The sequence below is a fragment of the Kordiimonas lipolytica genome (assembly GCF_042651265.1).
GTDB classification, from domain to species: Bacteria; Pseudomonadota; Alphaproteobacteria; order Sphingomonadales; family Kordiimonadaceae; genus Kordiimonas; species Kordiimonas lipolytica.
Genome location: NZ_JBHSCR010000004.1, coordinates 76,781 through 100,593 on the forward strand (window position 1 = coordinate 76,781; position 23,813 = coordinate 100,593).

Consider the following 23,813-nt stretch of genomic DNA (forward strand, 5'->3'; position numbering starts at 1 on the left):
ACTAAAACAGCAGGGACTGGGCGGCCCAGCCCGCTGCAGTTACCAAAGGTGCAATCAGCACAAAATAGCTGACGGGCGAGTTGATCAGCGCGCTAACACCAATCACCAGGCTGATGCCGCTGCCCTGCCCGCCTTCGAACGCAGGCGCAGGGTCGTCAAAGAACATCACCTTGATGATGCGGATATAATAAAAAGCGCCAACAACACTGGTGAGCACACCAATGATGGCAAGCGGTACAAGGCCTGCCTCTACGGCTGCCAGGAACACATACCACTTGCCCCAGAAACCTGCCAGAAGCGGAATACCGGCCAGCGAGAACATGAAGATCGCAATACCAATCGCCAGCGGCAGATTGCTCTGGCTCAAGCCAGACAGATCAGAAATATCTTCCACCATGCCGTTGGAACGGCGCATGCACAGGATCGCCCCGAAGGTGCCCAGCGTCATGGTCAGGTAGATGGCGATATAGATCAGCAGTGCTTCAACACCCGCCTGGGTGCCAGCGGCCAGACCAACAAGTGCATATCCAACGTGACCAATGCTTGAGTAAGCCATCAGGCGTTTGATGTTGGTTTGAACAAGCGCAACGAAGGCACCCACCAGCATGGAAGCGATGGAGATGAAAACAATCACCTGCTGCCATTCCTGAACCATACCAGGGAACGCGCCAATCAGCACGCGAACAAGCAGTGCGAGCGCGGCAACTTTTGGTGCGGCGGCAAAGAAGGCAGTTACAGGCGTTGGCGACCCTTCATATACATCTGGCGTCCACATATGGAACGGCACTGCGGAAATCTTGAAGGCAAGGCCCGCCATCAGGAACACCATGCCGACAACCACGCCCATAGACGTGCTTTCCTGGCCCTTGAGGGTGGATGCGAGAAGGTCGAAGTCCACGGTGCCAGCAAAGCCATATACCAGCGATACGCCATAAAGCAGCATGCCAGATGACAACGCGCCCAGCACGAAATACTTCAGGCCAGCCTCGGTCGACCGCGTGCGGTCCCTGTTCATCGCCGCCAGCACATAAAGCGACAGGCTCTGAAGCTCTAGGCCAACATAAAGCGTCATCATGTTATTCGAGGAGATCATCACCATCATGCCAAGCGTGGCAAGAAGGATCAGGATCGGATACTCGAACTTGGCGATGTTGTGGCTCTTCATGAAGCCGCCAGACATCAGGATCGCGACGACTGAACCTGCCAACACCAATAGCTTGGTGAACACAGCGAAGCTGTCAGTCACAAACATACCGCCGAATGTCAGTTGGCGTTCACCACCAACCTGGGTCAGCATCACTGCTGCCGCAGCCACCAGAAGCAGGATGGCGAGGTTAGAGACCTGGCCATAGCTTTTGTCGCCCTGAAACACGCCAAGCATCAGCAGCACCATCGCGCCAATTGCCAGCAGAATTTCCGGCATCACGGGTACGAGGGTTGGAATTTCACCGGTCATCGGTTTGTACTCCTTAACGTGCTGCAGCAGCAGAGGTGGTCACACCTTCCGCATGCTCGGCTGCAGATGAAAAATCAGTTTGGATGAGGTGCTCGACAGACGCGTGGATCGGCTCCAGGAAGCTGTTCGGGTAAATACCCATCCAGAACACCACAATCAGAAGCGGCAGGAAGATCAATTTCTCCCGCAGCGTCAGGTCGGGCATAGCCTTCACATCGTCTTTGTCCAACTCACCGAATACAAGGCGGCGAACCAGGTAAAGCATATAGGCAGCGCCGAGCACAACGCCTGTGGCAGCGCCAAAGGCAACCCAGCTGTTGTACGCATATGCCCCGTTCAGCACCAGGAATTCGCCAATGAAGCCGCTTGTGCCAGGCAGGCCGACAGACGCCATCGAGAAGATCACAAAAATCGTGGCGTAAATCTTCATATTGACCGACAGGCCGCCATACCGGCTGATTTCGCGGGTATGCAGGCGGTCATAAATCACGCCCACACAAAGGAACAATGCACCAGACACAATACCGTGGCTCAGCATGGTGAAGATCGCGCCTTCAATGCCGTTGGCATTCAGGATGAAGATACCGATCGTCACAAAGCCCATATGAGCAACTGAAGAGTAAGCGATCAGCTTTTTGATGTCTTCCTGCACCAGTGCCACCAGCGATGTGTAGACGATGGCAACAATCGACAGGGCAAACACAAGCCATGCGAAATGCTCGCTTGCCTCAGGGAACATCGGGAGGCTGAACCGCAGGAAGCCGTATCCGCCCATCTTCAGAAGAACACCAGCCAGGATCACAGAACCACCGGTTGGTGCCTGTACGTGCGCGTCCGGCAGCCAGGTGTGAACCGGCCACATCGGCATTTTCACTGCGAAGGACGCGAAGAACGCAAGCCATAGCCAGTTCTGAACATCGGCTGCGAACTCGTGGTTCATCAGCATCGGAATGTCGGTCGTACCGGTTTCTACATACATGTAGAACACAGCCACCAGCATCAGAACGGAGCCCAGAAGCGTATAGAGGAAGAACTTGAACGCAGCATAAATCCGGTTCAAACCACCCCACACACCGATCAGCAGATACATCGGGATCAAGCCGCCTTCGAAGAAGACATAGAAGAGGAAGATGTCGAGTGCGGTAAACACACCGATCATCAGCGTCTCAAGCAGCAGGAAGGCAATCATATATTCCTTCACGCGCGTCTCAATGCTTTCCCAGCTAGACAGGATCACGATTGGCATCAGGAAGGCCGTCAGCACCACGAACAGCATGGAAATACCGTCCACGCCAACATAGTAGCTGATGTCCCCTACCCAGTTGTAACGCTCCTCGAACTGGAAGTCCGCGCTGGAGCTGTCGAAACCGACCCACAGGAAAATGCTGAGGATAAAGGTGGAGATTGTTGCCAAAAGCGCAACCTGACGGATGTTCCGTTTTTCGATCTCTTTGTCCTGATGCCGAATGATCAGAATAAGAGCGGACCCCAAGAGCGGGATCAGCATCATCAGGCTGAGCAGGTTATTCGAGAAAAATTCCATTTTACTTATCCCCTGCCCTTAGTGTGCGCCACTTTGGGCCATAAACCATGTCACCACGAGCGCCAGGCCAATGATCATGGCAAAGGCATAGTGGTAAACGTAACCAGTCTGAAGCTTGCGCGCCTTGGCTGCCACAAGGGCAACCGTGGCCGACACACCATTCGGGCCAAAGCCGTCAATGGTCTGCTCGTCACCGCGCTTCCAGAACACACGACCAAGCCAGAAGGCCGGGCGCACGAACAGGAAGTCGTAAAGCTCATCCCAGTACCATTTGTTCAGCAGGAAGGCATATAGCCCGCTCCACATCGTAGCTGTACGTTGTGGCAGGTCGTTCGTAACCTTCCCAGCCGCATAGAGATATGCGTAGAAGAAGATCGCGAATGCAAAGCCCGAGAAGTAGCCCACATAGGTCATGCCGGCAACATGGTGCAGGTCCGTGAACTTGGCTGCGATAAAGAGCGCAAGTGTCAGAACGGCAAGCCCGGCCGCTGGAAGCTTCGGAAGTGCAATCCGCGGGGCATAGAACATCATGGAGATGAAGAAGCCCAATACCATCACAACGAACGGCGCCAACGTCACGCCCATAGGCACGTTGTGTGCGGCATCGATCACGTCACCCATTTGGGTTACAAGCGAACCGTTCCAGAAGGCGACGCGTTCATGGCCCACGAAATACTCTTTGAAGACCGCACCAGCGAACACTGCGCCAAGTGCCAGGATCACAAGCGGAGCCTTGATAAAGATCGGGCCTTCATGCGCCGCATCAAAGTATTTCTGCTTCGCGCGGGTCTCGCCGAAGAATGTCAGCCACACCAGGCGCCAGCTATAGAAGCTGGTCATCAGCGCCGCAGCCACACCCATAACGAAGGCATACTGTGCAACCGAACTATCGGAGGCGAAGGCTGCTTCGATGATCAGGTCTTTTGAATAGTAACCTGACAGCAGCGGGAAGCCTGTAATCGCCAATGTACCAATCAGCATAACTGTGCCGGTCATCGGGATCTTCTTGAAGAGCCCACCCATGTTGCGCATGTCCTGCTCGTGATGCAGGGCATGGATCACGGAACCAGCGCCAAGGAACAACAGTGCCTTGAAGAAAGCGTGCGTGAACAGGTGGAAGATCGCACCGCCATAGGCCCCCATGCCCAGCGCGAAGAACATGTAGCCAAGCTGCGAACAGGTCGAATAAGCGATCACACGCTTGATATCATTCTGCACCAGGCCCACGCTTGCGGCGAAGAATGCGGTTGTCGCGCCAACAATGGCAACAACCTGCAGCGCATATTCGGAATATTCGAAGACCGGGCTGAAGCGTGCCACAAGGAACACGCCCGCTGTTACCATGGTCGCAGCGTGGATCAGCGCAGACACTGGCGTCGGGCCTTCCATTGCATCTGGCAGCCAGGTGTGGAGGCCAAGCTGGGCGGATTTACCCATGGCACCCACGAACAACAGCAGGCAAACAACTGTAATCGCGTGATAATCATGACCAAGGAAGCTCAGCGTCGCTTCCTGATAGTTACCAATCGAGCCGAAGATTACGTCAAACTGTACCGAACCGGTCAGCAGGAACACAGCATAGATGCCAAGGGCAAAGCCGAAGTCACCCACGCGGTTCACAACGAAGGCCTTGATGGCCGCCGCGTTCGCGCTTGGTTTCTTGAACCAGAAACCGATCAGCAGATAGGACGCCAGACCAACACCTTCCCAACCGAAGAACATCTGAACCAGGTTATCGGAGGTCACCAGCATCAACATCGCAAACGTGAAGAGCGACAGGTAGGCAAAGAAGCGTGGCTTGTCTGGGTCTTCTTCCATGTAGCCCATGGAATACCAGTGAACGAGCGCGGACACAGAGTTGACCACAACCAGCATCACCGCAGTCAGCGTATCAACCTTGAGCGCCCAAGCGAACTCGAGGTCACCGGACTTTACCCAGTCAAGAAGCGTCACGACGAATTTGTTACCCGCAAGCGCCACATCAACGAACACGAGCCACGAGAGGATCGCGCCGATGGTCACAAGCGAGGCCGTCAGGACCTGGCTGAAGCGGTCGCCAATCTGGCGTCCGAACATACCTGCGATCAGGAAACCGACCAGCGGCAGGAATACAATAAACTTAGCAGCTGTTTCCATTTTCCTACCCCTTCATCTGGTTGATGTCTTCAACCGCGATGGAACCACGGCCGCGGAAATAAACCACGAGGATCGCAAGACCGATCGCTGCTTCAGCAGCAGCAACCGTCAACACGAACATGGCGAACACCTGGCCTACCATGTCTTGCAGGTAGGTAGAGAAGGCCACGAGGTTGATGTTGACGGCCAGAAGCATCAGTTCGACCGACATAAGAATGATGATGACGTTCTTCCGGTTGAGGAAGATACCGATAACCCCAAATACGAAGAGGATCGCGGCAACCGTCAGATAATGTCCTAACCCAATAGTCATGGACTATCGTCCCCTAGCCTTTCTTCGTTGGCAGAGCGACGCCCTTGCCAACTTCTACATCTACGAGTTCATATGCTTCTTCCGGACGGCGCGCATTCTGCTTGGAAACATTCTGGCGACGAACACCAGGACGCGTGCGGTGAGTCAGTACAATCGCACCAATCATCGCAACCAAGAGAATAAGGCCAGACATCTGGAAGATGAAAATATAGTCGGTGTAAATCACGTTCCCGAGTGCTGCAGTGTTTTCAACCTGCTCGGCAACCGGCATCGGTGCCGCGGCATTCTTGCCAACGTCTTCACCAAAGTGCCAGGTGGCGCCCAGCGTGCCCAGCTCAACAAGAAGCACCAGGCCGACAACAACACCGATCGGCGCGTTCTGCATGATCCCCTGCCGCAGTTCGACAAAGTTGATATCGAGCATCATCACGACAAAGAGGAACAGCACCGCAACCGCGCCAACATAAACGATGACCAGAAGCATCGCGAGGAACTCTGCGCCCATGAGCACAAAGAGGCCAGCAGCGCTGAAGAAGGCCAGGATGAGCCACAGCACGGAATGCACCGGGTTTTTGGCCAGAATGACCAACAACCCCGATAGAATGGTAATACCAGCGAACAGCCAGAAGGCGGCGACTGGAAGCATTGAGCTAAAGTCCATGATTATCGTCCCCTGCCCTTCGTTTAACGATACTGCGCGTCAGCAGCGATGTTCGCCGCTATTTCGCGCTCCCAGCGCTCACCGTTGGCAAGCAGCTTGTTCTTGTCGTACATCAGTTCTTCACGTGTTTCGGTCGCGAACTCGAAGTTCGGCCCCTCAACAATCGCATCCACCGGGCACGCTTCCTGACAGAACCCGCAGTAGATGCATTTGGTCATGTCAATGTCGTAGCGTGTCGTGCGGCGGGAGCCATCTTCGCGTGGCTCAGCCTCAATCGTGATGGCCTGCGCCGGGCAAATGGCTTCGCAAAGTTTACAGGCGATGCAGCGCTCTTCCCCGTTGGGATAGCGGCGCAGCGCGTGCTCCCCACGGAAACGCGGGCTCAACGGGCCTTTTTCGTACGGATAGTTGATCGTTACCTTCGGCCGGAAGAAATATCTCACCGACAGAATAAGCGCCTGAACGAACTCCCAAAGGAGCCAGGTCTTGGCAGCTTGCTTAAATGTACTCATGCTTCAAGCCCTTCCTATCCGATGTTGCCGATAACGCCGTAAACGGCGAGGCCCGAGTAAATGATCACGAACACGAGCGACAGCGGCAGGAACACTTTCCAGCCCAGACGCATCAGTTGGTCGTAGCGGTAACGCGGCACGAACGCCTTCACCATCGCGAACATCCAGAACATGAAGGCGATTTTGATAAACAGCCAAACAAAGCCCGGAATATAGGCATCAAGCGCTGGGAACGGTGCATACCAGCCACCCATGAAGAGGATCGCCATTACAGCGGACATCAACAGGATGTTTGCATATTCACCCAGGAAGAACAGCGCGAAGGCCATGGATGAATATTCAACCTGGTAACCGGCCACAAGTTCTGCTTCCGCTTCAGGAAGGTCGAACGGTGGGCGGTTGGTTTCCGCAAGCGCCGAGATAAAGAAGATTACGAACACTGGCGCGAACACCCACATGTTCCAATCCAGAATGCCACCGGCTTGCGCCACCACAATGTCACTCAGGTTCAAGCTTCCCACAGACACCAGGATACACACCAATACGAAGCCGATGGATACCTCATAGGATACCATCTGTGCTGCAGAACGGAGCGCACCCAGGAACGCGTAGCGGCTGTTTGATGCCCAACCGGACATGATGATGCCGTAAACGCCCAGGCTTGAGATCGCCAGCAGGTAAAGGATCCCCACATTCAGGTCTGCAATCGCCACGCCTTCAGCGAAGGGCACGACAGCCCAACTGATCAGCGCCAGCGTGAAGGTGATCATCGGGGCGATCAGGAAGATAACCTTGTTCGCGCCCGCCGGGATCACGGTTTCCTTCAGGAACAGCTTCAGGCCGTCAGCGAAGGATTGCAGCAGGCCAAAGGGGCCAACCACGTTCGGGCCGCGACGCATCTGAACCGCAGCCCAGATTTTCCGATCGAAATAAACAGCGAAGGCAACCGCAATCAGAAGCGGCAGCACAATCGCGAAGATGGAGGCGAGGATCGCAAGGAAATAGAGGAAAGGACCCTCACCGCCGAACAGTGTGTAAAGCGCCTCAACCATGGGTTCCTGTCGCCTCCTCAGCTACACCTTCCCGGGCTGCAACGCAGTCAGCCATAATCTGGCTGGCACGGGCGATCGGGTTGGTCATGTAGAAATTATCGATAATTGGCTTGATAGCACCTTCAGCGATGTCGCCCTTGGTACCAAAGTCGCCCCATGCTTCGGTCGGCACCTCGTCAATCGTTGCCGTGGCTGGTGCAACTTCGGCCAGACGGCCACGCAGTTCACCAAGCGTATTATATGGCAGCGTTTCACCAACAACGTCCGACAGCGCCCGCAGGATCGTCCAATCCTCACGGGCATCACCCGGTGCGAAGACTGCCTTTTCGGTACGCTGCACGCGGCCTTCAGTGTTGATGTAAGTACCTGACTTTTCAGTATATGCAGCGGCCGGCAGGATCACGTCGGCGTTCTTCACGCCCTCGTCCCCGTGCGTGCCAATATACACCGTGAAAGCTTTCTTCAGCTTCGCACTGTCGATCTCGTCTGCGCCCAACAGGAACACAGCCTTCAGCGCGCCAGCTTCTGCGTCATCCAGAATGGCATTCACACCGCCTTCAGTGGTCAGGCCCAGGTCCAGCGCGCCAACGCGGCTTGCCGCCGTATGCAGCACGTTGAAGCCATTCCAGCCTTCCTTGATGCAGTATTTGTCTGCAATATCGCGCGCGGCTTTCAGGATCGCTGCGCCGTCTTCACGGGCAAGCGCAGCCTGGCCAACAATGATCATCGGCTTTTCTGCGGCCTTAAGCGCTTTTGCAGCGTCATGACGGCCAGTAGAAGCTGACTTGAGGATCTTTGCATCGTCACCAAAGTCTTCAACCTTGTATGTCAGGTCTGCTTCAGCACCGATACGGCCAACCTTCAGGCCCATGTGACGAACCGCCTTCCGTATACGGCTGTTGAACACTGGCGCTTCGGCGCGTGGGTCACAGCCTACCAGCAGGAGGTAATCGGCTTCTTCAACGCCTGCGATGCCACTGTTCATCAGGTAGCCTGCCCGAACGCTGGCGTCGAGCGCGGCACCATCCTGGCGGCCTTCAACGCGAGTGCTACCCAGCGTGCCCAGAAGGTCCTTCAGGGCCAGCATGCTTTCCATGTCGGCAAGATCACCAGCGATACCTGCGATCTGATCGCCTTTAACGCCCTTGAGCTTTTTCTTGATCGCCTCGAACGCTTCAGCCCAAGTCGCTTCTTCAAGCTTCTTGTTCTTGCGAACGTATGGGCGGTCCAGGCGGCGCTTCTTCAGGCCGTCATAGACAAAGCGTGTCTTGTCCGAAATCCACTCTTCGTTCACGTCTTCATTGAGGCGTGGCAGAATGCGCATCACGGCAGCACCGCGTGTATCCACATTGATGTTGGAGCCAAGGGCGTCCATCACATCGATGCTTTCGGTGTGCTTCAGTTCCCAGCTGCGCGCCGTGAAGGCATAAGGCTTGCTCGTCAGCGCGCCAACCGGACACAGGTCAATCACGTTGCCGGACATTTCGCTGTCGAGCGATTTCTCAAGGTAAGTTGTTACCTCGGTATGTTCGCCGCGCCACAAAGCGCCCATGTCGTCCACACCCGCAACTTCAGAAGAGAAGCGCACACAACGCATGCAGTGAATGCAGCGTGTCATGGTTGTAGAAATCAGCGGCCCCATATATTTGTCTTCGACCGCGCGCTTGTTTTCGTCGTAGCGGCTGTCGCCGCCACCAAACGCCATCGCCTGGTCCTGAAGATCACATTCACCGCCCTGGTCGCAGATCGGGCAATCCAGCGGGTGGTTGATCAACAGGAATTCCATCACCCCTTCACGTGCTTTCTTCACACGCTCGGTGTTGGTGTGTATCACCATGCCGTCACCCGCAGGCATTGCGCAGCTTGCGATCGGCTTCGGTGCTTTTTCCATGTCTACCAGACACATACGGCAGTTACCGGCAATCGACAGGCGCTCGTGATAACAGAAGCGCGGCACTTCAACGCCGACTTCCTCACACGCCTGCAGAACCGTTGTTCCCGGCTCTACCGTTACTTCTTTTCCATCAATGGTTAGCGTGGGCATCTAACTCTCCTTGCCATGCGCTCTATTCAGCCGCTTTGGCATGATATGCATCGATACGCGCTTCCACTTCATGGCGGAAGTGGCGCATCAAACCCTGGATCGGCCAAGCTGCTGCGTCACCAAGCGCGCAGATGGTGTGGCCTTCAATCTGTTTCGTGACATCGAGAAGCGTGTCGATTTCGGACTTCTCGGCCCGGCCTTCGACCAGACGCTCCATCACGCGCCACATCCAGCCTGTACCTTCACGGCACGGCGTACACTGGCCGCAGCTTTCGTGCTTGTAGAACTCGGAAAGACGAGCAATCGCCTTTACGATGTCAGTCGACTTATCCATCACGATAACAGCAGCGGTCCCAAGACCGGATTGCACTTCGCGAAGGCTGTCGAAATCCATCAGCACGGTGTCACAAATCTCTTTCGGCAGAACCGGCACCGAAGATCCGCCCGGGATCACGGCCAGCAGGTTGTCCCAACCGCCGCGAACGCCGCCGGCATGCTTTTCGATGAGTTCCTTAAGCGGAATGCCCATCTCTTCTTCCACGTTACATGGGTTGTTCACGTGACCGGAGATGGAGAAGACTTTAGTACCCGTGTTGTTCGGACGACCAAGGCCAGCAAACCATGCGCCGCCACGGCGCAGGATGGTTGGCGCAACCGCAATCGACTCTACGTTGTTTACCGTAGTTGGGCAGCCCCAGACACCAACATTCGCAGGGAACGGTGGTTTCAGGCGTGGCTGGCCCTTCTTGCCTTCCAGGCTTTCAATAAGCGCTGTTTCCTCGCCACAGATGTAGGCACCAGCACCGCGGTGCACATAAACATCGAAATCATAGCCGGTACCGCAAGCGTTCTTGCCAATGAAGCCTTTGTCGTAGGCTTCCTTGATGGCGCGTTCCAGCGCTTCTGCCTCACGGAAGAATTCACCGCGAATATAGATGTATGCAGCCACAGCGTTCATGGCGAAACCGGCGATCAGGCACCCTTCGATCAGCTTGTGCGGATCGTGGCGCATCAGGTCGCGGTCTTTACAGGTGCCGGGTTCGCCCTCGTCCGCATTGATCACGAGGTAAGACGGGCGGCCATCAGTTTCCTTCGGCATGAAGGACCATTTAAGCCCAGTTGGGAAGCCCGCGCCGCCGCGACCGCGAAGGCCGGACTCTTTCATCTCACCGATGATCCAGTCTTTACCCTTGGCGATAATGTCCTTGGTACCGTCCCAGTCACCGCGCTTCATTGCGGCCTCAATGCCCGGGCTCTCAAAACCATAAAGGTTGGTGAAGATGCGATCCTTATCTGCAAGCATTATGCATCCTCCCCTTTATCGCCCTTAAGCGTGGTTGGGCCACCAAACGGTGCGCTGTTTTGACGATCGATCTGCGGACCAGGCTTAACCTCTTCTCCTTTCGCAAGCTTCTCTAAAAGCTCGGTCATGGTTTCAGGCGTCAGGTCCTCGAAGTAATCGTCATCAATGGCAACCACAGGTGCGTTTACACAGGCGCCAGCGCATTCCACTTCAGAAAGTGTGAACATGCCGTCTTCCGTGGTCTGGCCCTTCTCGATGCCCAGCTTGGACTTGCAAGCCTTCATGATGCCATCGCTACCGCGCAACCAGCATGGCGTGGTGCCACACACTTGCACATGGTGCTTACCGATCGGCTTGTGGTTATACATGGTGTAGAAAGTCGCAACTTCCTGAACCCGGATTGCCGGCATATCCAGATAGTCAGCGATATATTCCATGATTTCCTGCGTCACATGGCCACCGTTCTGGCGCTGAGCCAGATCAAGAAGTGGCATAACAGCACTTTGCTGCCGCCCGTCCGGGTATTTTGCGATGTGCGCTTGCGCGGCTTTCTCGTTTTCCGAGGTCCACACAAATTTTTCTGGCGCCGTACTCATCGGTCCACCTCACCAAATACAATGTCCATAGCCCCGAGAACTGCCGGAGCGTCAGCAAGCATGTGACCTTTAAGAAGATAATCCATGCCTTGAAGGTGTGCGAACCCGGGTGCCCGAATTTTACAGCGGTACGGACGGTTTGAGCCGTCGGATACCAGATACACACCAAATTCACCCTTCGGCGCCTCCACTGCGGCGTAAACTTCGCCTTCAGGTACTTTGAAACCTTCAGTGTAGAGCTTGAAATGGTGAATAAGCGCTTCCATTGACCGCTTCATCTCGGCACGGCGTGGCGGCGCAAATTTCGTATTCATGGAAAGCACAGGGCCTTCCGGCATATCGTTCAGGCACTGGCGAATGATCTTCAGCGACTCGCGAATCTCTGCGATTCGAAGCATGAAGCGATCATAGCAGTCACCGGAATTACCGATGGCAACCTGGAAGTCCATCTTGTCGTAGACCTCGTAAGGCTCTGCCTTCCGCAGGTCCCAGGCGACGCCCGTGGAGCGCAGCATCGGGCCGGTAAAGCCCCACGCCAGCGCCTCGTCTGCGTCAAACACGCCGATATCTACGTTACGCTGCTTGAAGATACGGTTGTCGATCAGCAATGCTTCCATATCCGCAAGCGTGCTTGGGAATGTTTCCGTCCATTTCATGATGCGTTCGGCAAGGCCTGCTGGCAGGTCCTGGTGCACACCACCCGGACGGAAGTAAGCTGCGTGCAGACGCGCGCCGCATACTGCCTCGTAGAATTCCATCAGGATTTCGCGCTCTTCAAAGCCCCACAGAATCGGGGTCAGTGCGCCAACGTCCATCGCATGTGTCGTCAGGTTCAGCAGGTGGTTCAGCACCCGGCCGATTTCCGAAAACAGAACGCGGATATATTGGCCGCGCTCAGGCACTTCGATATTAGCGAGTTTCTCAATCGCCATCACGAAGGCATGTTCCTGGTTCATCGGCGCCACATAGTCGAGACGATCGAAATATGGCATCGCCTGCAAATATTGTTTTGCTTCAATGAGCTTTTCGGTGCCGCGGTGCAAGAGACCGATATGCGGGTCTACCCGCTCAACGATCTCGCCGTCCAGCTCCATCACCATCCGCAGAACGCCGTGTGCCGCAGGGTGCTGCGGGCCGAAGTTCAGGCAGTAGTTCTTGATATCAACCTCAGCCATTATTTCGCCCCCTCTTTACTCTCAGCGGCATCATCGGCTTTCTCATCACCCGGCAGCACGTACTTGGCGCTCTCCCACGGGCTCATGAAATCGAAATTGCGGAATTCCTGCTTCAGCTTCACAGGCTCATAGACAATCCGCTTCTCTTCTTCGGAGTAGCGGCACTCAACAAAGCCTGTCAGCGGGAAGTCCTTGCGGAGCGGATGTCCTTGGAAGCCATAGTCCGTGAGCATGCGGCGAAGGTCCGGGTGATCCGCAAAGAAGATGCCATACATGTCCCACGCCTCGCGCTCGAACCAGCCTGCTGCCGGGAACACATCAATGGCCGATGGCACCGGTGTGTCAGCGTCGGTTTCCACTTTCACGCGGATACGCTGGTTCAGCTGCACACTCAGCAGGTGATACACAACATCGAACCGGCGGATACGCTCTGGATAGTCGGCGCCGCAAAGGTCGATCAGCTGCTTGAACATACATTCCTGGTCATCGCGCAGGAAGGTGAGCACTTTCTGAACATGCTCTGCGCGGGCTACCACCGTCAGCTCGCCAAAAGCGACACTGGTGGAAATGACCTCATTTTCCAGACTGGTAGCGATGTGTTCGCCCAGTGACTTTAATGCCTTATCAGTCATGCGCTGACGCGCTCCTTTTTGATGTGCGGCAGAGGTGCCGCAGGCACACAGAGAAGCACCCCCAACAAGTGGCGGTGCCTCATACTCGATCTAACGGTTGATGGTCCCGGTGCGGCGGATTTTGCGCTGCAACTGCAGCACACCATAAAGAAGAGCTTCCGCCGTAGGAGGACAGCCAGGGATATAAATATCCACCGGCACAATGCGGTCACAGCCGCGAACAACCGAATAAGAATAGTGGTAATAACCGCCGCCGTTTGCGCAGGACCCCATGGAGATCACATAGCGAGGCTCTGACATCTGGTCATATACCTTACGCATGGCAGGCGCCATTTTGTTCGTAAGCGTACCTGCCACAATCATCACATCTGACTGGCGCGGACTGCCGCGTGGTGCAAAACCAAAACGCTCCACGTCGTATCGCGGCATTGAGGTATGCATCATTTCAACGGCGCAACATGCCAGACCGAACGTCATCCACCACAGAGACCCTGTACGGGCCCAGGTGATCAGGTCTTCAAGATTGGTAACAACGAAGCCCTTTTCAGTAAGCTCCTCGTTGATGCCTTCGAGAAAGTCCCCATCGCCTGCTGGCGGAATCGGTGACAGCGTGTTGTACGCACCGGGATTTTTTGCAGGTGTTACTCCCATTCCAGCGCTCCTTTATTCCACTCGTATACAAAACCTACGGTCAGTACGCCGAGGAAGATCATCATCGACCAGAAACCATAAAGGCCGATCTCGCCCAGGGACACGGCCCAAGGGAAGAGGAAGGCGATCTCAAGATCGAAGATAATGAACAGGATAGCGACGAGATAGAAGCGGACGTCGAATTGATGACGGCTGTCTTCAAATGCTTCAAAACCACACTCGTACGCAGACAGTTTTTCACTGTCGGGGCGCTGCTTTGCGATCAGCATCGCTGCGCCAACGAAAATCAGTGAGAAAGCGATAGCGATCCCAAGGAAAATCAGGATCGGGAAATATTGTATCAGCAACGACTCCATGGGAGTCCCTTTTTGATTATTGGCCCTAATTACAGCGCCCTTTTAAAGGCCGTTTTTCGATCCGTAAAGGGCGAATTTGCCCAAGGCGCCTGAGGGCGTGAGTATAGGCATGCTTTTGGTTAATGAAAAGCTTATCCGCTGCGGTTTTTGGCGTATTTTCAGGATTTTTGTCAGAGCCAACAAAAAAACGCGCCCGGTGATACCGGAACGCGTTTTCTGATCTGCCCTCTAGGAGGGAGGCAAGTGGCGCGAGTGACGGGGCTCGAACCCGCGACCTTCGGCGTGACAGGCCGACACTCTAACCAACTGAGCTACACCCGCGCGTCTCTTGCGGGACGGTGTTTAGGCTTTTTATGCCTACCTTGTCAATCACTGAATGTTTCTTTTTTGGATTTTTTTTGACCGCCAAATTCCGGCGCTCGGGCACAAAAAAAGACGCAGCTGGATGAACCAAACTGCGTCTCTTCTTTTACCCTAGGGACCATGGCCCTTTGGGCCGCAAGTGGCGCGAGTGACGGGGCTCGAACCCGCGACCTTCGGCGTGACAGGCCGACACTCTAACCAACTGAGCTACACCCGCGCGTCTCTTGCGTGAGGGGTGTTTAAGCCCACCCCCTGCCCCTGTCAACGGCTTTTTTAAAACATTTTTTCCTTCAAATGCTTTTCCGGCGGAATTTGGCTAAAAGCGGTTGGCCTCAGCAAGAAATACCTGTCTTCACGATGTCTCTTTGTAACGAGTATCTCAAACTTCACACGAGAAAGGCTCAGCCGTCTTGCTTGGATTGCAGAAGAAGGATTCGAGCGTCATGCCCTATCAGGAATTGATCGACTATCTGGACAACGCCGATGATGGCGGATTTGCTGCCGATGTCGCTGCCTATCTCAATGACAAAGTCGCAAACTTTCACGACGTCGCAGACTATTTCTCGCCGCGCCCGGACCCTGACCCTGATTATTTCAATGAAGCGACTGTGCAAGGTGCCATGTTTCTGGTTTTGAACGAATGGACCCAAGGTGATGATGAAAACGAAGATCACTATTTGATCAGAATGGAAATTTTTTATCGTGGCGGGCCTCAAAACACCCCATACAGAGCCGATATTTGGGTCACTTACGATAATGATGATGACGACCCCCGCAATGTCGTTTTCGAACTGAAGACAGACTTCCAACCAGAAAGCGTCAACGCTGATGTCGGCAAGCTAGAAAACAATCTGGATCAGAACTTCAATGATTTTGACTTGGGGTACGCCGCCTATATCTATGATCCAGAAAATGATGGCTGGTGCGCCAACATTGATGCCCCGATGAACGAAGATGTAGCTACGATTCCGATCCCCGTAAATATTCCCTGACGCGCCTGGGTTACAGTGCAAAATAGGCAAAAGCAGCTGCTGCAACCACGCTTCCGATGGTCAGAGTCCAAAAAGGTTGCCGACGGGTCATTTCAAATACAAGCAGGAACGCATTCAGCACGGGATGAAACGCCGCGATTACCCTCACCAAAGACATGGTGCGCTCACGCGCGGTCGCATCTTCGTCATAGAGCTTGTCGCGCGGATCTTTGGGCGCCCAAGTGGCTTCAACCACTATTCCGCCGTCTTGATTACCACTTTCGGAATTCACTGCTTCGGTCATTCGATCACTCTAACTGCCCGAGCCTCGGGCCTCCTTAAATATCCAAAGCATCCCTTGCCTATAAGCCTCTGGAGCCGCAGAAAAGTGATTCTGCCCCGGCAGGTCAGCAACCTTCAATGTCCAGGGTAAATTCTTTCGGCCTTTCCAGGCTTCGCCCCAACGGCCCGCCGGCACGCGGAAACGGGGATCGTCTTCTGTACCGCTTGAAACATACAGCCGCGCGCTACCTTGCCCTGCTGCCGCCTTCATAGAAAGAAAATAGTCCAGATTCCGGTGCAACGCCGGATTGCTGGCTATTAACCCAAAGAACAGGTCAGGCTCGTGCAACGCTGCAAATAACACAAATTGGCCGCCAAGCGATTGCCCAAATAATATCCGCTGGTTTTCATCTGCCGCATAATTGTTTTCAATAAAGGGGATGAGCTCCCGCTTCAGAAATTCCAAAAACTGACCAGCCCCCCCGTAATGATCCCTACTCTCTGCAGGGGCGGTAAAGTCTGTACTACGCAGGTTTCCTTGTCGCCAATCATCGGTGCCATAAGAAATTCCAACAATTATCATGTCCGGCATATCGTTGGCGAACACTAGGTATGAACCATAGCCTGCCAGCATCGGAAAAGTATGGCCTCCGTCCAGCAAATAAGCCACAGGCCACTTTTTCTTTTCTTGTCCATAGGCCACGGGCAGTCGCACATGAATGTGGAAATCCCGCGCAAGGCTGGCAGACTGGAATAGATGGTAAGCTGGCTCGTTCAGGCCATGCGGATGCAGGACGGAGTGTTGTTTGGCAGGTTCGTCGGCCCAAACGTCAATATTTGCGAAAAGTACGACGGCGATCCATAGCAAGCGCATATTCCTGTCTCCTTTTCGATAAGGATACCAAGCAGCAAGACCTGCCCCAAGGAAATACAAGCCCCCTAAACGAAAGACTTTGGGCCCTGGGTGAAACTGGTTTTCAAGGAATGAAGGTGAGAATGGTGGGCGATGACAGGCTCGAACTGCCGACCCTCTCGGTGTAAACGAGATGCTCTACCAACTGAGCTAATCGCCCACTCNAGATGCTCTACCAACTGAGCTAATCGCCCACTCTCAAAAGGCACCGACACTGGAAGGAATGGTGGGCGATGACAGGCTCGAACTGCCGACCCTCTCGGTGTAAACGAGATGCTCTACCAACTGAGCTAATCGCCCATACCAGTGTGGTGAGCGCGCTTTTAAGATTAAACGAAGCCNCAGTGTGGTGAGCGCGCTTTTAAGATTAAACGAAGCCTCTGTCCACCCCTTTTTTTTCAATTTTCTTGCACAAGATACCGATAAAGCATCCTGACGATCTCATGCACAAGTTTGTCAGCTTCAATATCCTTGGGCGGATAGAGGATATAGCCATGCACCAAGCCTTCGACTGCCTGCACAAGAAGGTAGCAGGAAACGCTCATATCCTCAGCCTTTACTTCCGGATACTGCTGGAAAAGAGCGACAAGTTCCCCTGCAAATTTGCGTTCTGCAGCCTCTTTTTCAGCAGTGAATGACGGGGGTAGCGGCGCTTCATTGAAAAGCACGCGGTGCAAGTCCGGGTTAACTTGGTGAAGGGCAATCAGCGCCTCGACAAAGTGTCTTAAAAGCTGTTTGAGGGGCGGTTGGGTGATAAGTGCGGCAGCCAGTTTTTCACGGATCAACAAAAACCCCTCTTCCATGTGGCGTTCCGCAAGAGCAAGCAGCAGGGCCTCCTTGTTCGGAAAATATTGATATAGTGAACCTATCGATACCCCTGCCCGAATCGCAACCTTGTCTGTGGTGCCGCCGGTATATCCCTGCTCGCAAAAAACCTGAGCTGCTGCCTCCAGGATGGCTTCTACCGTAGCAATAGAGCGTGCCTGTTTTGGCTGCTTTCTTGGCTTTTGGCTTAATTGAGGCGGCATTTTTCCTATCCTTCGAATGCGAGGTGAAAATATGAATAATTTCTCATATTTTAAGAAAAGGCAACAACACCAAGTCAAACGGCGCCAACAGATGTCGGGAGGTATTTATGAAAAAAGAACTTAGAGAGGCATTTGAATCGGAAATGACAAAGGCAAAACGCCTGTATAGTGCCGATGATCTTTCAGCTGCCTTCCATCACCTTGAACGCGCCCATATTCTGGGGCAACGATTCTATGTCCCTCATGTTGTCAGTCACTGGTGGATGCTCAAGGTCGGATTGAAGCGTTCAGACCTGTGGGAAATCTTCGGTCAACTAATGCGTATTATCGCCTCTGCGGGGTCATTGCTGGGCTGGGTGCCTGCAGGCAACACCGGCGGCGCAAACGTCAGTCCTATCAAGCCAATGCCCATCCCGGATGATCTGGCAAGTCTGCTGAAGGATGAAAGAGCCCCGAGCATGATCAGATTCGCATTCCGCATCATTGCTGTTGCCCTGATTGCCTCCCTGGCATTCGTTGCCCTCTGGCTTTTACGCCACAATCAGAAGGTTGCTTTGATTGATGCGGAATGGCGAGAACAGCAAGAGCCTCAGCTTGCCAATGTCGGCGCTGTTCGCGATGTCACGATCCAGCCTCTCGTCAACTGGCACGCATCAGACCCAACCTATGCGACCGAAGCAGGAGTATCCTATCTGCTCCAAGCGGACGGAAGAGCTATCTTGTTCGACTTGGGCAGCAACAAAGGCAAACAAGCCCCTTCCCCGCTGGAAGCAAATATGGCTTTGTTTCAAATATCCGTCGACACCATTGATTCAATATTTCTGAGCCACCATCATTTCGATCACGTCGGCGGGCGAGAATGGGCGGCACGGAACACTTTTTCATTCGGCGTCCACCAACCGAAACTTTCTGAAAAGATTGAAATTTTTGCCCCAATACCGCTTGAGTACCCTGGTCATCCGGTAACCCATATTACCGCGCCGAAGGTTATCGCCCCAGGTATAGCCAGCATCGGCCCAATCAAGCGGCAGCTGCTGATGGGGCAGATTCAGGAGCAGGCATTGGCCCTTCATGTCGAAGGCAAGGGAATACTATTGGTTATCGGGTGTGGCCACCAGACGCTGAGAAAGATAGTATCCCGTACCAAAGCCGTTTTTGACGCCCCTATCTTCGCCATTGTCGGTGATCTTCACTATCCGGTGCCTGATGGTCAAATGACCTTGGCCGGCGTCAATCTACAGCGCACTTTTGCATCTGGCGGTGGGCTTTTTTCCCAACTAACAATGGCAGACGTCGAAGAAGACTTCGACCTGCTGCAATCGCTGGATCTGGAACTACTGGCCATGGGTAGCCACGACACAAGCGATACCGTTCTCGAAATGGCGGCTCGCAGATTTCCTGGCAGTTTTCAACGCGTCGAAGTCGGTAAAACAATCAAATTAACCGAATGATCCACTGACCTGCAGTCAGCCCAAAGAAAAACGGCTGCGGAAATCCACAGCCGTTCTCTTTTCAAGAGTGTAAACAGATTACTTGTTTACAGCGTCCTTGAGACCCTTGCCAGCCTTGAACTTAGGCTGCTTGGAAGCAGGGATGTCAATTTCTTCGCCAGTGCGTGGGTTACGGCCTTTAGTAGCAGCACGCTGTGCTACTGCGAAAGTACCGAAGCCTACGAGACGAACTTCGCCGCCGCCAGCGAGAGCGCCGGAGATGGAATCGAATACAGCGTCTACTGCTTTACCAGCGTCAGCTTTGGACAGGTCTGCTGATTCAGCAACCTTTGCGATCAGATCATTTTTATTCAAGGTATCCCCCTCTGAGTTGAAGAGTTTGATTTCGTTATTAGCTCCGAAATGCGAATGCAGTTTAGGCACGGTAAAATCCGCTTGTCAAAGCAAAAAACCGCAGAAAACTGCGGTTTTGAGCTTTTTTTTCCTTGAAATTTATTCAATTAGGCTCAAAGGGGCTAATGAGTCGTAAGTTCCGCCTCATCTGCACCATCAGCAGAAGCCACTTCGTTGAGCTCTTCTTCGTCCGGCCATTCGATTGGTTCCATAGGACCAGCGAGAGCATGCTCCAGCACCTCATCCACATTGGAAACTGCAACAATTTCAAGGCCTTTCGTGACATTGTCAGGAATTTCAGCCAAGTCTTTCTCGTTATCTTTCGGGATGAGAACCTTGGTGATTCCGCCCCTGAGAGCCGCCAGCAGTTTTTCCTTCAAGCCACCAATCGGCAGCACCCGGCCGCGCAGTGTCACTTCGCCAGTCATGGCGATATTTTTTCTCACCGCGATTCCCGTGAGGACAGAAACAATAGACGTACACATGGCTACACCGGCTGATGGGCCATCTTTCGGTGTTGCGCCTTCCGGCACGTGGATGTGAATATCCTTCTTTTCAAACACTTTCGGATGAATGCCGAATTCAACACAGCGGGACTGCACATAAGACCGTGCCGCCTGAATCGATTCTTTCATCACGTCGCCAAGCTTGCCTGTCTGTTTGATCTGGCCTTTGCCCGCAACGGTCACGGCCTCGATTGCCAACAGCTCACCGCCAACTTCCGTCCAGGCAAGCCCAGTCGTCAGGCCAACCTGATCGGTTTCTTCCGCCTGGCCGTAGCGATATTTCCGCACGCCGGCATACTGATTGAGGTTCCGAGACGTCAGGGCCACCTTGTCACGTGACCCTTCAACGATCTCTTTCACCGCCTTACGCACCAGCTTGGCGATCTCACGCTCCAGGCTCCGAACACCGGCCTCCCGAGTGTAATAACGCACCACGTCCTTGAGCGCGCCGTCGGAAATCGACCATTCACCCTTCTTAAGGCCATGATCTTTCACCTGTTTCGGGATCAGGTGACGCCGTGCGATCTCAACCTTCTCTTCTTCGGTATAGCCAGACAGATGAATGATCTCCATCCGGTCCAGAAGTGGGCGCGGCATACGAAGCGAGTTGGCGGTGGTTACGAACATCACGTTTGAAAGATCATAGTCCACTTCGAGATAGTGGTCGTTGAACTTGCTGTTTTGTTCCGGGTCCAACACTTCAAGAAGTGCCGACGCCGGATCACCGCGGAAGTCCTGACCCATCTTGTCGATTTCATCGAACAGGAACAGTGGATTCGTCGTTCCCGCTTTTTTCATCGACTGCATTACCTTGCCAGGCATGGAACCGATGTACGTACGTCGGTGACCACGAATCTCGGCTTCGTCCCTCACGCCGCCAAGCGAAAAGCGAACAAATTCGCGGCCCGTAGCCTTCGCGATCGACTTGCCAAGGGATGTTTTACCAACACCAGGAGGGCCAACCAGGCAAAGAATGGGACCCTTGAGTTTCTTCGCGCGCTGCTGCACCGCAAGATACTCGATAATCCGCTCTTTCACCTTCTCAAGGCCATAGTGGTCGGTATCCAGAATTTTCTGTGCGAGCTTGATGTCTTTCTTCACGCGGCTTTTTTTGCCCCATGGAATGGTCAGCATCCAATCGAGGAAGTTCCGCACAACTGTGGCTTCCGCAGACATTGGGCTCATGGATTTCAGCTTCTTCAATTCAGCCAGGCACTTTTCTTCGGCTTCCTTGGTCAGCTTGGTCTTGGCGATTCGGTCTTCCAGTTCCTGGATTTCCTCGCGACCATCGTCGCCCTCGCCCAACTCCTTCTGAATAGCCTTGAGTTGCTCGTTCAGATAATATTCGCGCTGGGTCTTCTCCATCTGACGTTTTACGCGGCCGCGAATCTTTTTCTCGACCTGCAGCACGCCGATTTCGCCTTCCATGAAGCTGAAAATGCGCTCAAGCCGCTGAGCCACGGAAACTGTCGCCAGAAGGTCCTGTTTATCATCGATCTTGAGCGCAAGGTGGCTCGCAACCGTGTCAGCAAGTTTGCTGGCTTCTTCAATCTGGTTGACTGTCACCAACACTTCGGCAGGGATTTTCTTATTCAGCTTCACATATTGTTCGAACTGGGCAATGACAGACCGGCTGAGCGCTTCAATCTCCGAATCGTCTTCTTCCCCATCAGCCATCAGTTCGGCTTCGGCTTCGAAATAATCTTCATCGCGTACGAATTTCTTGATTGTTGCACGGTTGAAGCCTTCAACAAGAACTTTCACGGTTCCATCCGGCAGCTTCAGGAGCTGGAGCACACTAGCGACCGTGCCAACCTCGAAAACATCTTTTGTCTTCGGATCGTCTTCACCCGCTTCCTTTTGCGCAACAAGCAGGATTTGCTTGTCTTTTGCCATCACTTCTTCCAGTGCCCGGACGGATTTGTCGCGACCGACAAAGAGCGGCACGATCATATGTGGGAAAACCACAATGTCGCGGAGGGGCAAAACTGGCAAAGTAACGATGTTTGACGTGTTTTCTGCGGATTCGGACATGAGAACAGCTTTCAGAACTAAATGTGTTACTTGATCGACCTGATTTTAGGCCATTTCCGTTGAGACAAGAAAGGAAAAGAGGTCGAAAAAAGGGTTTAAAGGCACTTTTCTGCCTTTCACTATAAAAAATAAGGGCTGAAACTTCCGTTTCAACCCTTACTCAGCTCAAATATCGGTTTTTTATGCTGGCTGCCCTGCTTCGTCGCGCCGATCTGCATAAATCATCAAGGGACTCGACTTTCCTTCGACCACTTCACCATTGATGACGATCTCTTCGACACCCTCAAGGCTCGGCAAGTCGAACATGGTATCAAGAAGCGTGTCTTCCATGATGGAACGAAGGCCTCGTGCGCCAGTCTTGCGCTCGATGGCTTTCTTGGCGACAGCAAAGAGTGCGTCTTCAGAGAAAGTCAGCTTCACATCTTCCATGTCAAACAGGCACTGATACTGCTTGAGAAGCGCATTCTTCGGTTCGGACAGGATTTGCACCAGCGCATCCTCATCCAGATCCTCAAGCGTGGCAATCACAGGCAGGCGACCAACAAATTCCGGGATCAGGCCAAACTTCAGCAGATCCTCTGGCTCTGTTTCCTTGAACAGTTCCCCCGCGCTACGATCATCAGGTGAATTCACCGTCGCACCAAACCCGATAGACTTGCCCTGCAGGCGGGTGGCAATCACTTTATCAAGACCGGCAAAGGCACCGCCACAGATAAACAGAATGTTTGTTGTGTCCACCTGCAGAAATTCCTGCTGTGGATGCTTGCGGCCACCCTGTGGCGGTACGCTTGCAACCGTGCCTTCCATGATCTTCAGAAGGGCCTGCTGGACGCCTTCGCCCGACACATCACGCGTGATAGACGGGTTGTCAGACTTGCGGCTGATCTTGTCGACTTCGTCAATATAGACAATGCCGCGCTGTGCGCGTTCGACATTATAGTCAGCAGACTGCAGGAGTTTCAGGATAATGTTTTCAACGTCCTCGCCCACGTAACCAGCTTCAGTCAGCGTGGTGGCATCAGCCATGGTGAATGGCACATCAAGAATGCGGGCCAGTGTCTGGGCCAGAAGCGTCTTACCGCAACCGGTCGGACCAACCAGCAGAATATTCGACTTGGCCAGTTCAACTTCAGGAGCGTTGGAATTCGCATGATTGAGGCGCTTATAGTGGTTGTGTACGGCGACCGAAAGCACCTTCTTTGCAGAGCCCTGGCCGATCACGTAATCGTTGAGCACCTCAAGAATCTCAAGCGGTGAAGGCACGCCGTCCGTACCCTTGGAAAGCGCACTTTTGCTCTCTTCCTTGATGATGTCGTTACACAGCTCTACGCACTCATCGCAAATAAAGACCGTAGGCCCCGCGATAAGCTTTCTGACCTCGTGCTGGCTCTTGCCGCAAAAGGAACAATAGAGCGTGTTTTTCGAATCGCTGTTACTCAAAT

Annotated in this window: 22 protein-coding genes and 4 tRNA genes; 2 read left to right on the forward strand and 24 right to left on the reverse strand. The window is 53.8% G+C overall.

Annotated features, from left to right (window positions below; all coding sequences use genetic code 11):
• Position 1: 1 nt before the first annotated feature.
• From nuoN to ACFO5Q_RS07550, 16 genes are all read right to left on the reverse strand, one after another.
• Positions 2-1,456, reverse strand: coding sequence for an NADH-quinone oxidoreductase subunit NuoN (gene nuoN, locus ACFO5Q_RS07475; protein ID WP_068149382.1), 1,455 nt, complete (start codon positions 1,454-1,456; stop codon positions 2-4).
• A 13-nt stretch (positions 1,457-1,469) separates the two neighbouring features.
• Entirely contained in the window at positions 1,470-2,999 is a 1,530-nt protein-coding gene (locus tag ACFO5Q_RS07480) for an NADH-quinone oxidoreductase subunit M (RefSeq protein ID WP_068149385.1), read from the reverse strand.
• Positions 3,000-3,017: 18 nt separating this feature from the next.
• Complete coding sequence (gene nuoL / locus ACFO5Q_RS07485) at positions 3,018-5,135, reverse strand: NADH-quinone oxidoreductase subunit L (protein ID WP_068149388.1); 2,118 nt, start codon at positions 5,133-5,135, stop codon at positions 3,018-3,020.
• Positions 5,136-5,139: 4 nt separating this feature from the next.
• The gene (gene nuoK / locus ACFO5Q_RS07490) at positions 5,140-5,448 is read right to left on the reverse strand and encodes an NADH-quinone oxidoreductase subunit NuoK (RefSeq protein WP_068149391.1); all 309 of its coding nucleotides are present in this window, start codon (positions 5,446-5,448) and stop codon (positions 5,140-5,142) included.
• A gap of 13 nt (positions 5,449-5,461) precedes the next feature.
• Positions 5,462-6,109 (reverse strand): NADH-quinone oxidoreductase subunit J, encoded by a 648-nt coding sequence (locus ACFO5Q_RS07495; protein WP_197421174.1) that lies wholly within the window; start codon positions 6,107-6,109, stop codon positions 5,462-5,464.
• A 23-nt stretch (positions 6,110-6,132) separates the two neighbouring features.
• Positions 6,133-6,621: an NADH-quinone oxidoreductase subunit NuoI gene (nuoI, locus tag ACFO5Q_RS07500; protein WP_068149395.1), complete on the reverse strand. Its 489-nt coding sequence runs from the start codon at positions 6,619-6,621 to the stop codon at positions 6,133-6,135.
• 14 nt (positions 6,622-6,635) lie between these two features.
• On the reverse strand, positions 6,636-7,673 hold the full coding sequence (gene nuoH, locus ACFO5Q_RS07505) for an NADH-quinone oxidoreductase subunit NuoH (protein WP_068149398.1): 1,038 nt from the start codon (positions 7,671-7,673) through the stop codon (positions 6,636-6,638).
• Complete coding sequence (gene nuoG, locus ACFO5Q_RS07510) at positions 7,666-9,717, reverse strand: NADH-quinone oxidoreductase subunit NuoG (RefSeq protein WP_068149400.1); 2,052 nt, start codon at positions 9,715-9,717, stop codon at positions 7,666-7,668. The genes nuoH and nuoG overlap by 8 nt, the downstream gene beginning before the upstream one ends.
• Before the next feature lie 22 nt (positions 9,718-9,739).
• Positions 9,740-11,020 (reverse strand): NADH-quinone oxidoreductase subunit NuoF, encoded by a 1,281-nt coding sequence (gene nuoF, locus ACFO5Q_RS07515; RefSeq protein WP_068149403.1) that lies wholly within the window; start codon positions 11,018-11,020, stop codon positions 9,740-9,742.
• On the reverse strand, positions 11,020-11,616 hold the full coding sequence (gene nuoE / locus ACFO5Q_RS07520) for an NADH-quinone oxidoreductase subunit NuoE (RefSeq protein WP_068149405.1): 597 nt from the start codon (positions 11,614-11,616) through the stop codon (positions 11,020-11,022). Before nuoE ends, nuoF begins: the two co-directional genes overlap by 1 nt.
• On the reverse strand, positions 11,613-12,791 hold the full coding sequence (locus tag ACFO5Q_RS07525) for an NADH-quinone oxidoreductase subunit D (protein WP_068149409.1): 1,179 nt from the start codon (positions 12,789-12,791) through the stop codon (positions 11,613-11,615). Before ACFO5Q_RS07525 ends, nuoE begins: the two co-directional genes overlap by 4 nt.
• Positions 12,791-13,423: an NADH-quinone oxidoreductase subunit C gene (locus ACFO5Q_RS07530; protein ID WP_068149412.1), complete on the reverse strand. Its 633-nt coding sequence runs from the start codon at positions 13,421-13,423 to the stop codon at positions 12,791-12,793. The genes ACFO5Q_RS07525 and ACFO5Q_RS07530 overlap by 1 nt, the downstream gene beginning before the upstream one ends.
• A 90-nt stretch (positions 13,424-13,513) precedes the next feature.
• The gene (locus ACFO5Q_RS07535) at positions 13,514-14,074 is read right to left on the reverse strand and encodes a NuoB/complex I 20 kDa subunit family protein (protein ID WP_156431992.1); all 561 of its coding nucleotides are present in this window, start codon (positions 14,072-14,074) and stop codon (positions 13,514-13,516) included.
• Entirely contained in the window at positions 14,065-14,430 is a 366-nt protein-coding gene (locus ACFO5Q_RS07540; RefSeq protein WP_068149414.1) for an NADH-quinone oxidoreductase subunit A, read from the reverse strand. Before ACFO5Q_RS07540 ends, ACFO5Q_RS07535 begins: the two co-directional genes overlap by 10 nt.
• A 244-nt stretch (positions 14,431-14,674) precedes the next feature.
• Positions 14,675-14,751 (reverse strand) — tRNA-Asp (locus tag ACFO5Q_RS07545).
• 182 nt (positions 14,752-14,933) lie between these two features.
• Positions 14,934-15,010, reverse strand: a tRNA-Asp gene (locus tag ACFO5Q_RS07550).
• 226 nt (positions 15,011-15,236) lie between these two features.
• Here ACFO5Q_RS07550 and ACFO5Q_RS07555 point away from each other — a divergent pair.
• Complete coding sequence (locus ACFO5Q_RS07555) at positions 15,237-15,785, forward strand: hypothetical protein (protein ID WP_068149417.1); 549 nt, start codon at positions 15,237-15,239, stop codon at positions 15,783-15,785.
• A gap of 10 nt (positions 15,786-15,795) precedes the next feature.
• On the opposite strand, the gene ACFO5Q_RS07560 is transcribed toward ACFO5Q_RS07555, so the two are convergent.
• From ACFO5Q_RS07560 to ACFO5Q_RS07580, 5 genes are all read right to left on the reverse strand, one after another.
• Positions 15,796-16,068, reverse strand: a complete 273-nt coding sequence (locus ACFO5Q_RS07560; protein ID WP_068149420.1) for a hypothetical protein — start codon at positions 16,066-16,068, stop codon at positions 15,796-15,798.
• 9 nt (positions 16,069-16,077) lie between these two features.
• Positions 16,078-16,920 carry an alpha/beta hydrolase gene (locus ACFO5Q_RS07565; protein WP_068149422.1) on the reverse strand — a complete coding sequence of 281 codons (843 nt, stop codon included), beginning with the start codon at positions 16,918-16,920 and terminating at the stop codon, positions 16,078-16,080.
• 123 nt (positions 16,921-17,043) lie between these two features.
• Positions 17,044-17,119, reverse strand: a tRNA-Val gene (locus ACFO5Q_RS07570).
• A 64-nt stretch (positions 17,120-17,183) separates the two neighbouring features.
• Positions 17,184-17,259: transfer RNA gene (locus tag ACFO5Q_RS07575), tRNA-Val, on the reverse strand.
• A 98-nt stretch (positions 17,260-17,357) separates the two neighbouring features.
• Positions 17,358-17,987, reverse strand: a complete 630-nt coding sequence (locus tag ACFO5Q_RS07580; protein WP_068149425.1) for a TetR/AcrR family transcriptional regulator — start codon at positions 17,985-17,987, stop codon at positions 17,358-17,360.
• A 107-nt stretch (positions 17,988-18,094) separates the two neighbouring features.
• Here ACFO5Q_RS07580 and ACFO5Q_RS07585 point away from each other — a divergent pair, with 107 nt between their 5' ends.
• Positions 18,095-19,438: a DUF3703 domain-containing protein gene (locus ACFO5Q_RS07585; protein ID WP_068149428.1), complete on the forward strand. Its 1,344-nt coding sequence runs from the start codon at positions 18,095-18,097 to the stop codon at positions 19,436-19,438.
• 78 nt (positions 19,439-19,516) lie between these two features.
• On the opposite strand, the gene ACFO5Q_RS07590 is transcribed toward ACFO5Q_RS07585, so the two are convergent.
• From ACFO5Q_RS07590 to clpX, 3 genes are all read right to left on the reverse strand, one after another.
• Positions 19,517-19,792, reverse strand: coding sequence for an HU family DNA-binding protein (locus tag ACFO5Q_RS07590; RefSeq protein WP_068149431.1), 276 nt, complete (start codon positions 19,790-19,792; stop codon positions 19,517-19,519).
• Positions 19,793-19,953: 161 nt separating this feature from the next.
• On the reverse strand, positions 19,954-22,371 hold the full coding sequence (gene lon, locus ACFO5Q_RS07595; protein WP_068149435.1) for an endopeptidase La: 2,418 nt from the start codon (positions 22,369-22,371) through the stop codon (positions 19,954-19,956).
• A gap of 180 nt (positions 22,372-22,551) precedes the next feature.
• Positions 22,552-23,811 carry an ATP-dependent Clp protease ATP-binding subunit ClpX gene (gene clpX / locus ACFO5Q_RS07600; protein WP_269448983.1) on the reverse strand — a complete coding sequence of 420 codons (1,260 nt, stop codon included), beginning with the start codon at positions 23,809-23,811 and terminating at the stop codon, positions 22,552-22,554.
• Between the last annotated feature and the right edge of the window lie 2 nt (positions 23,812-23,813).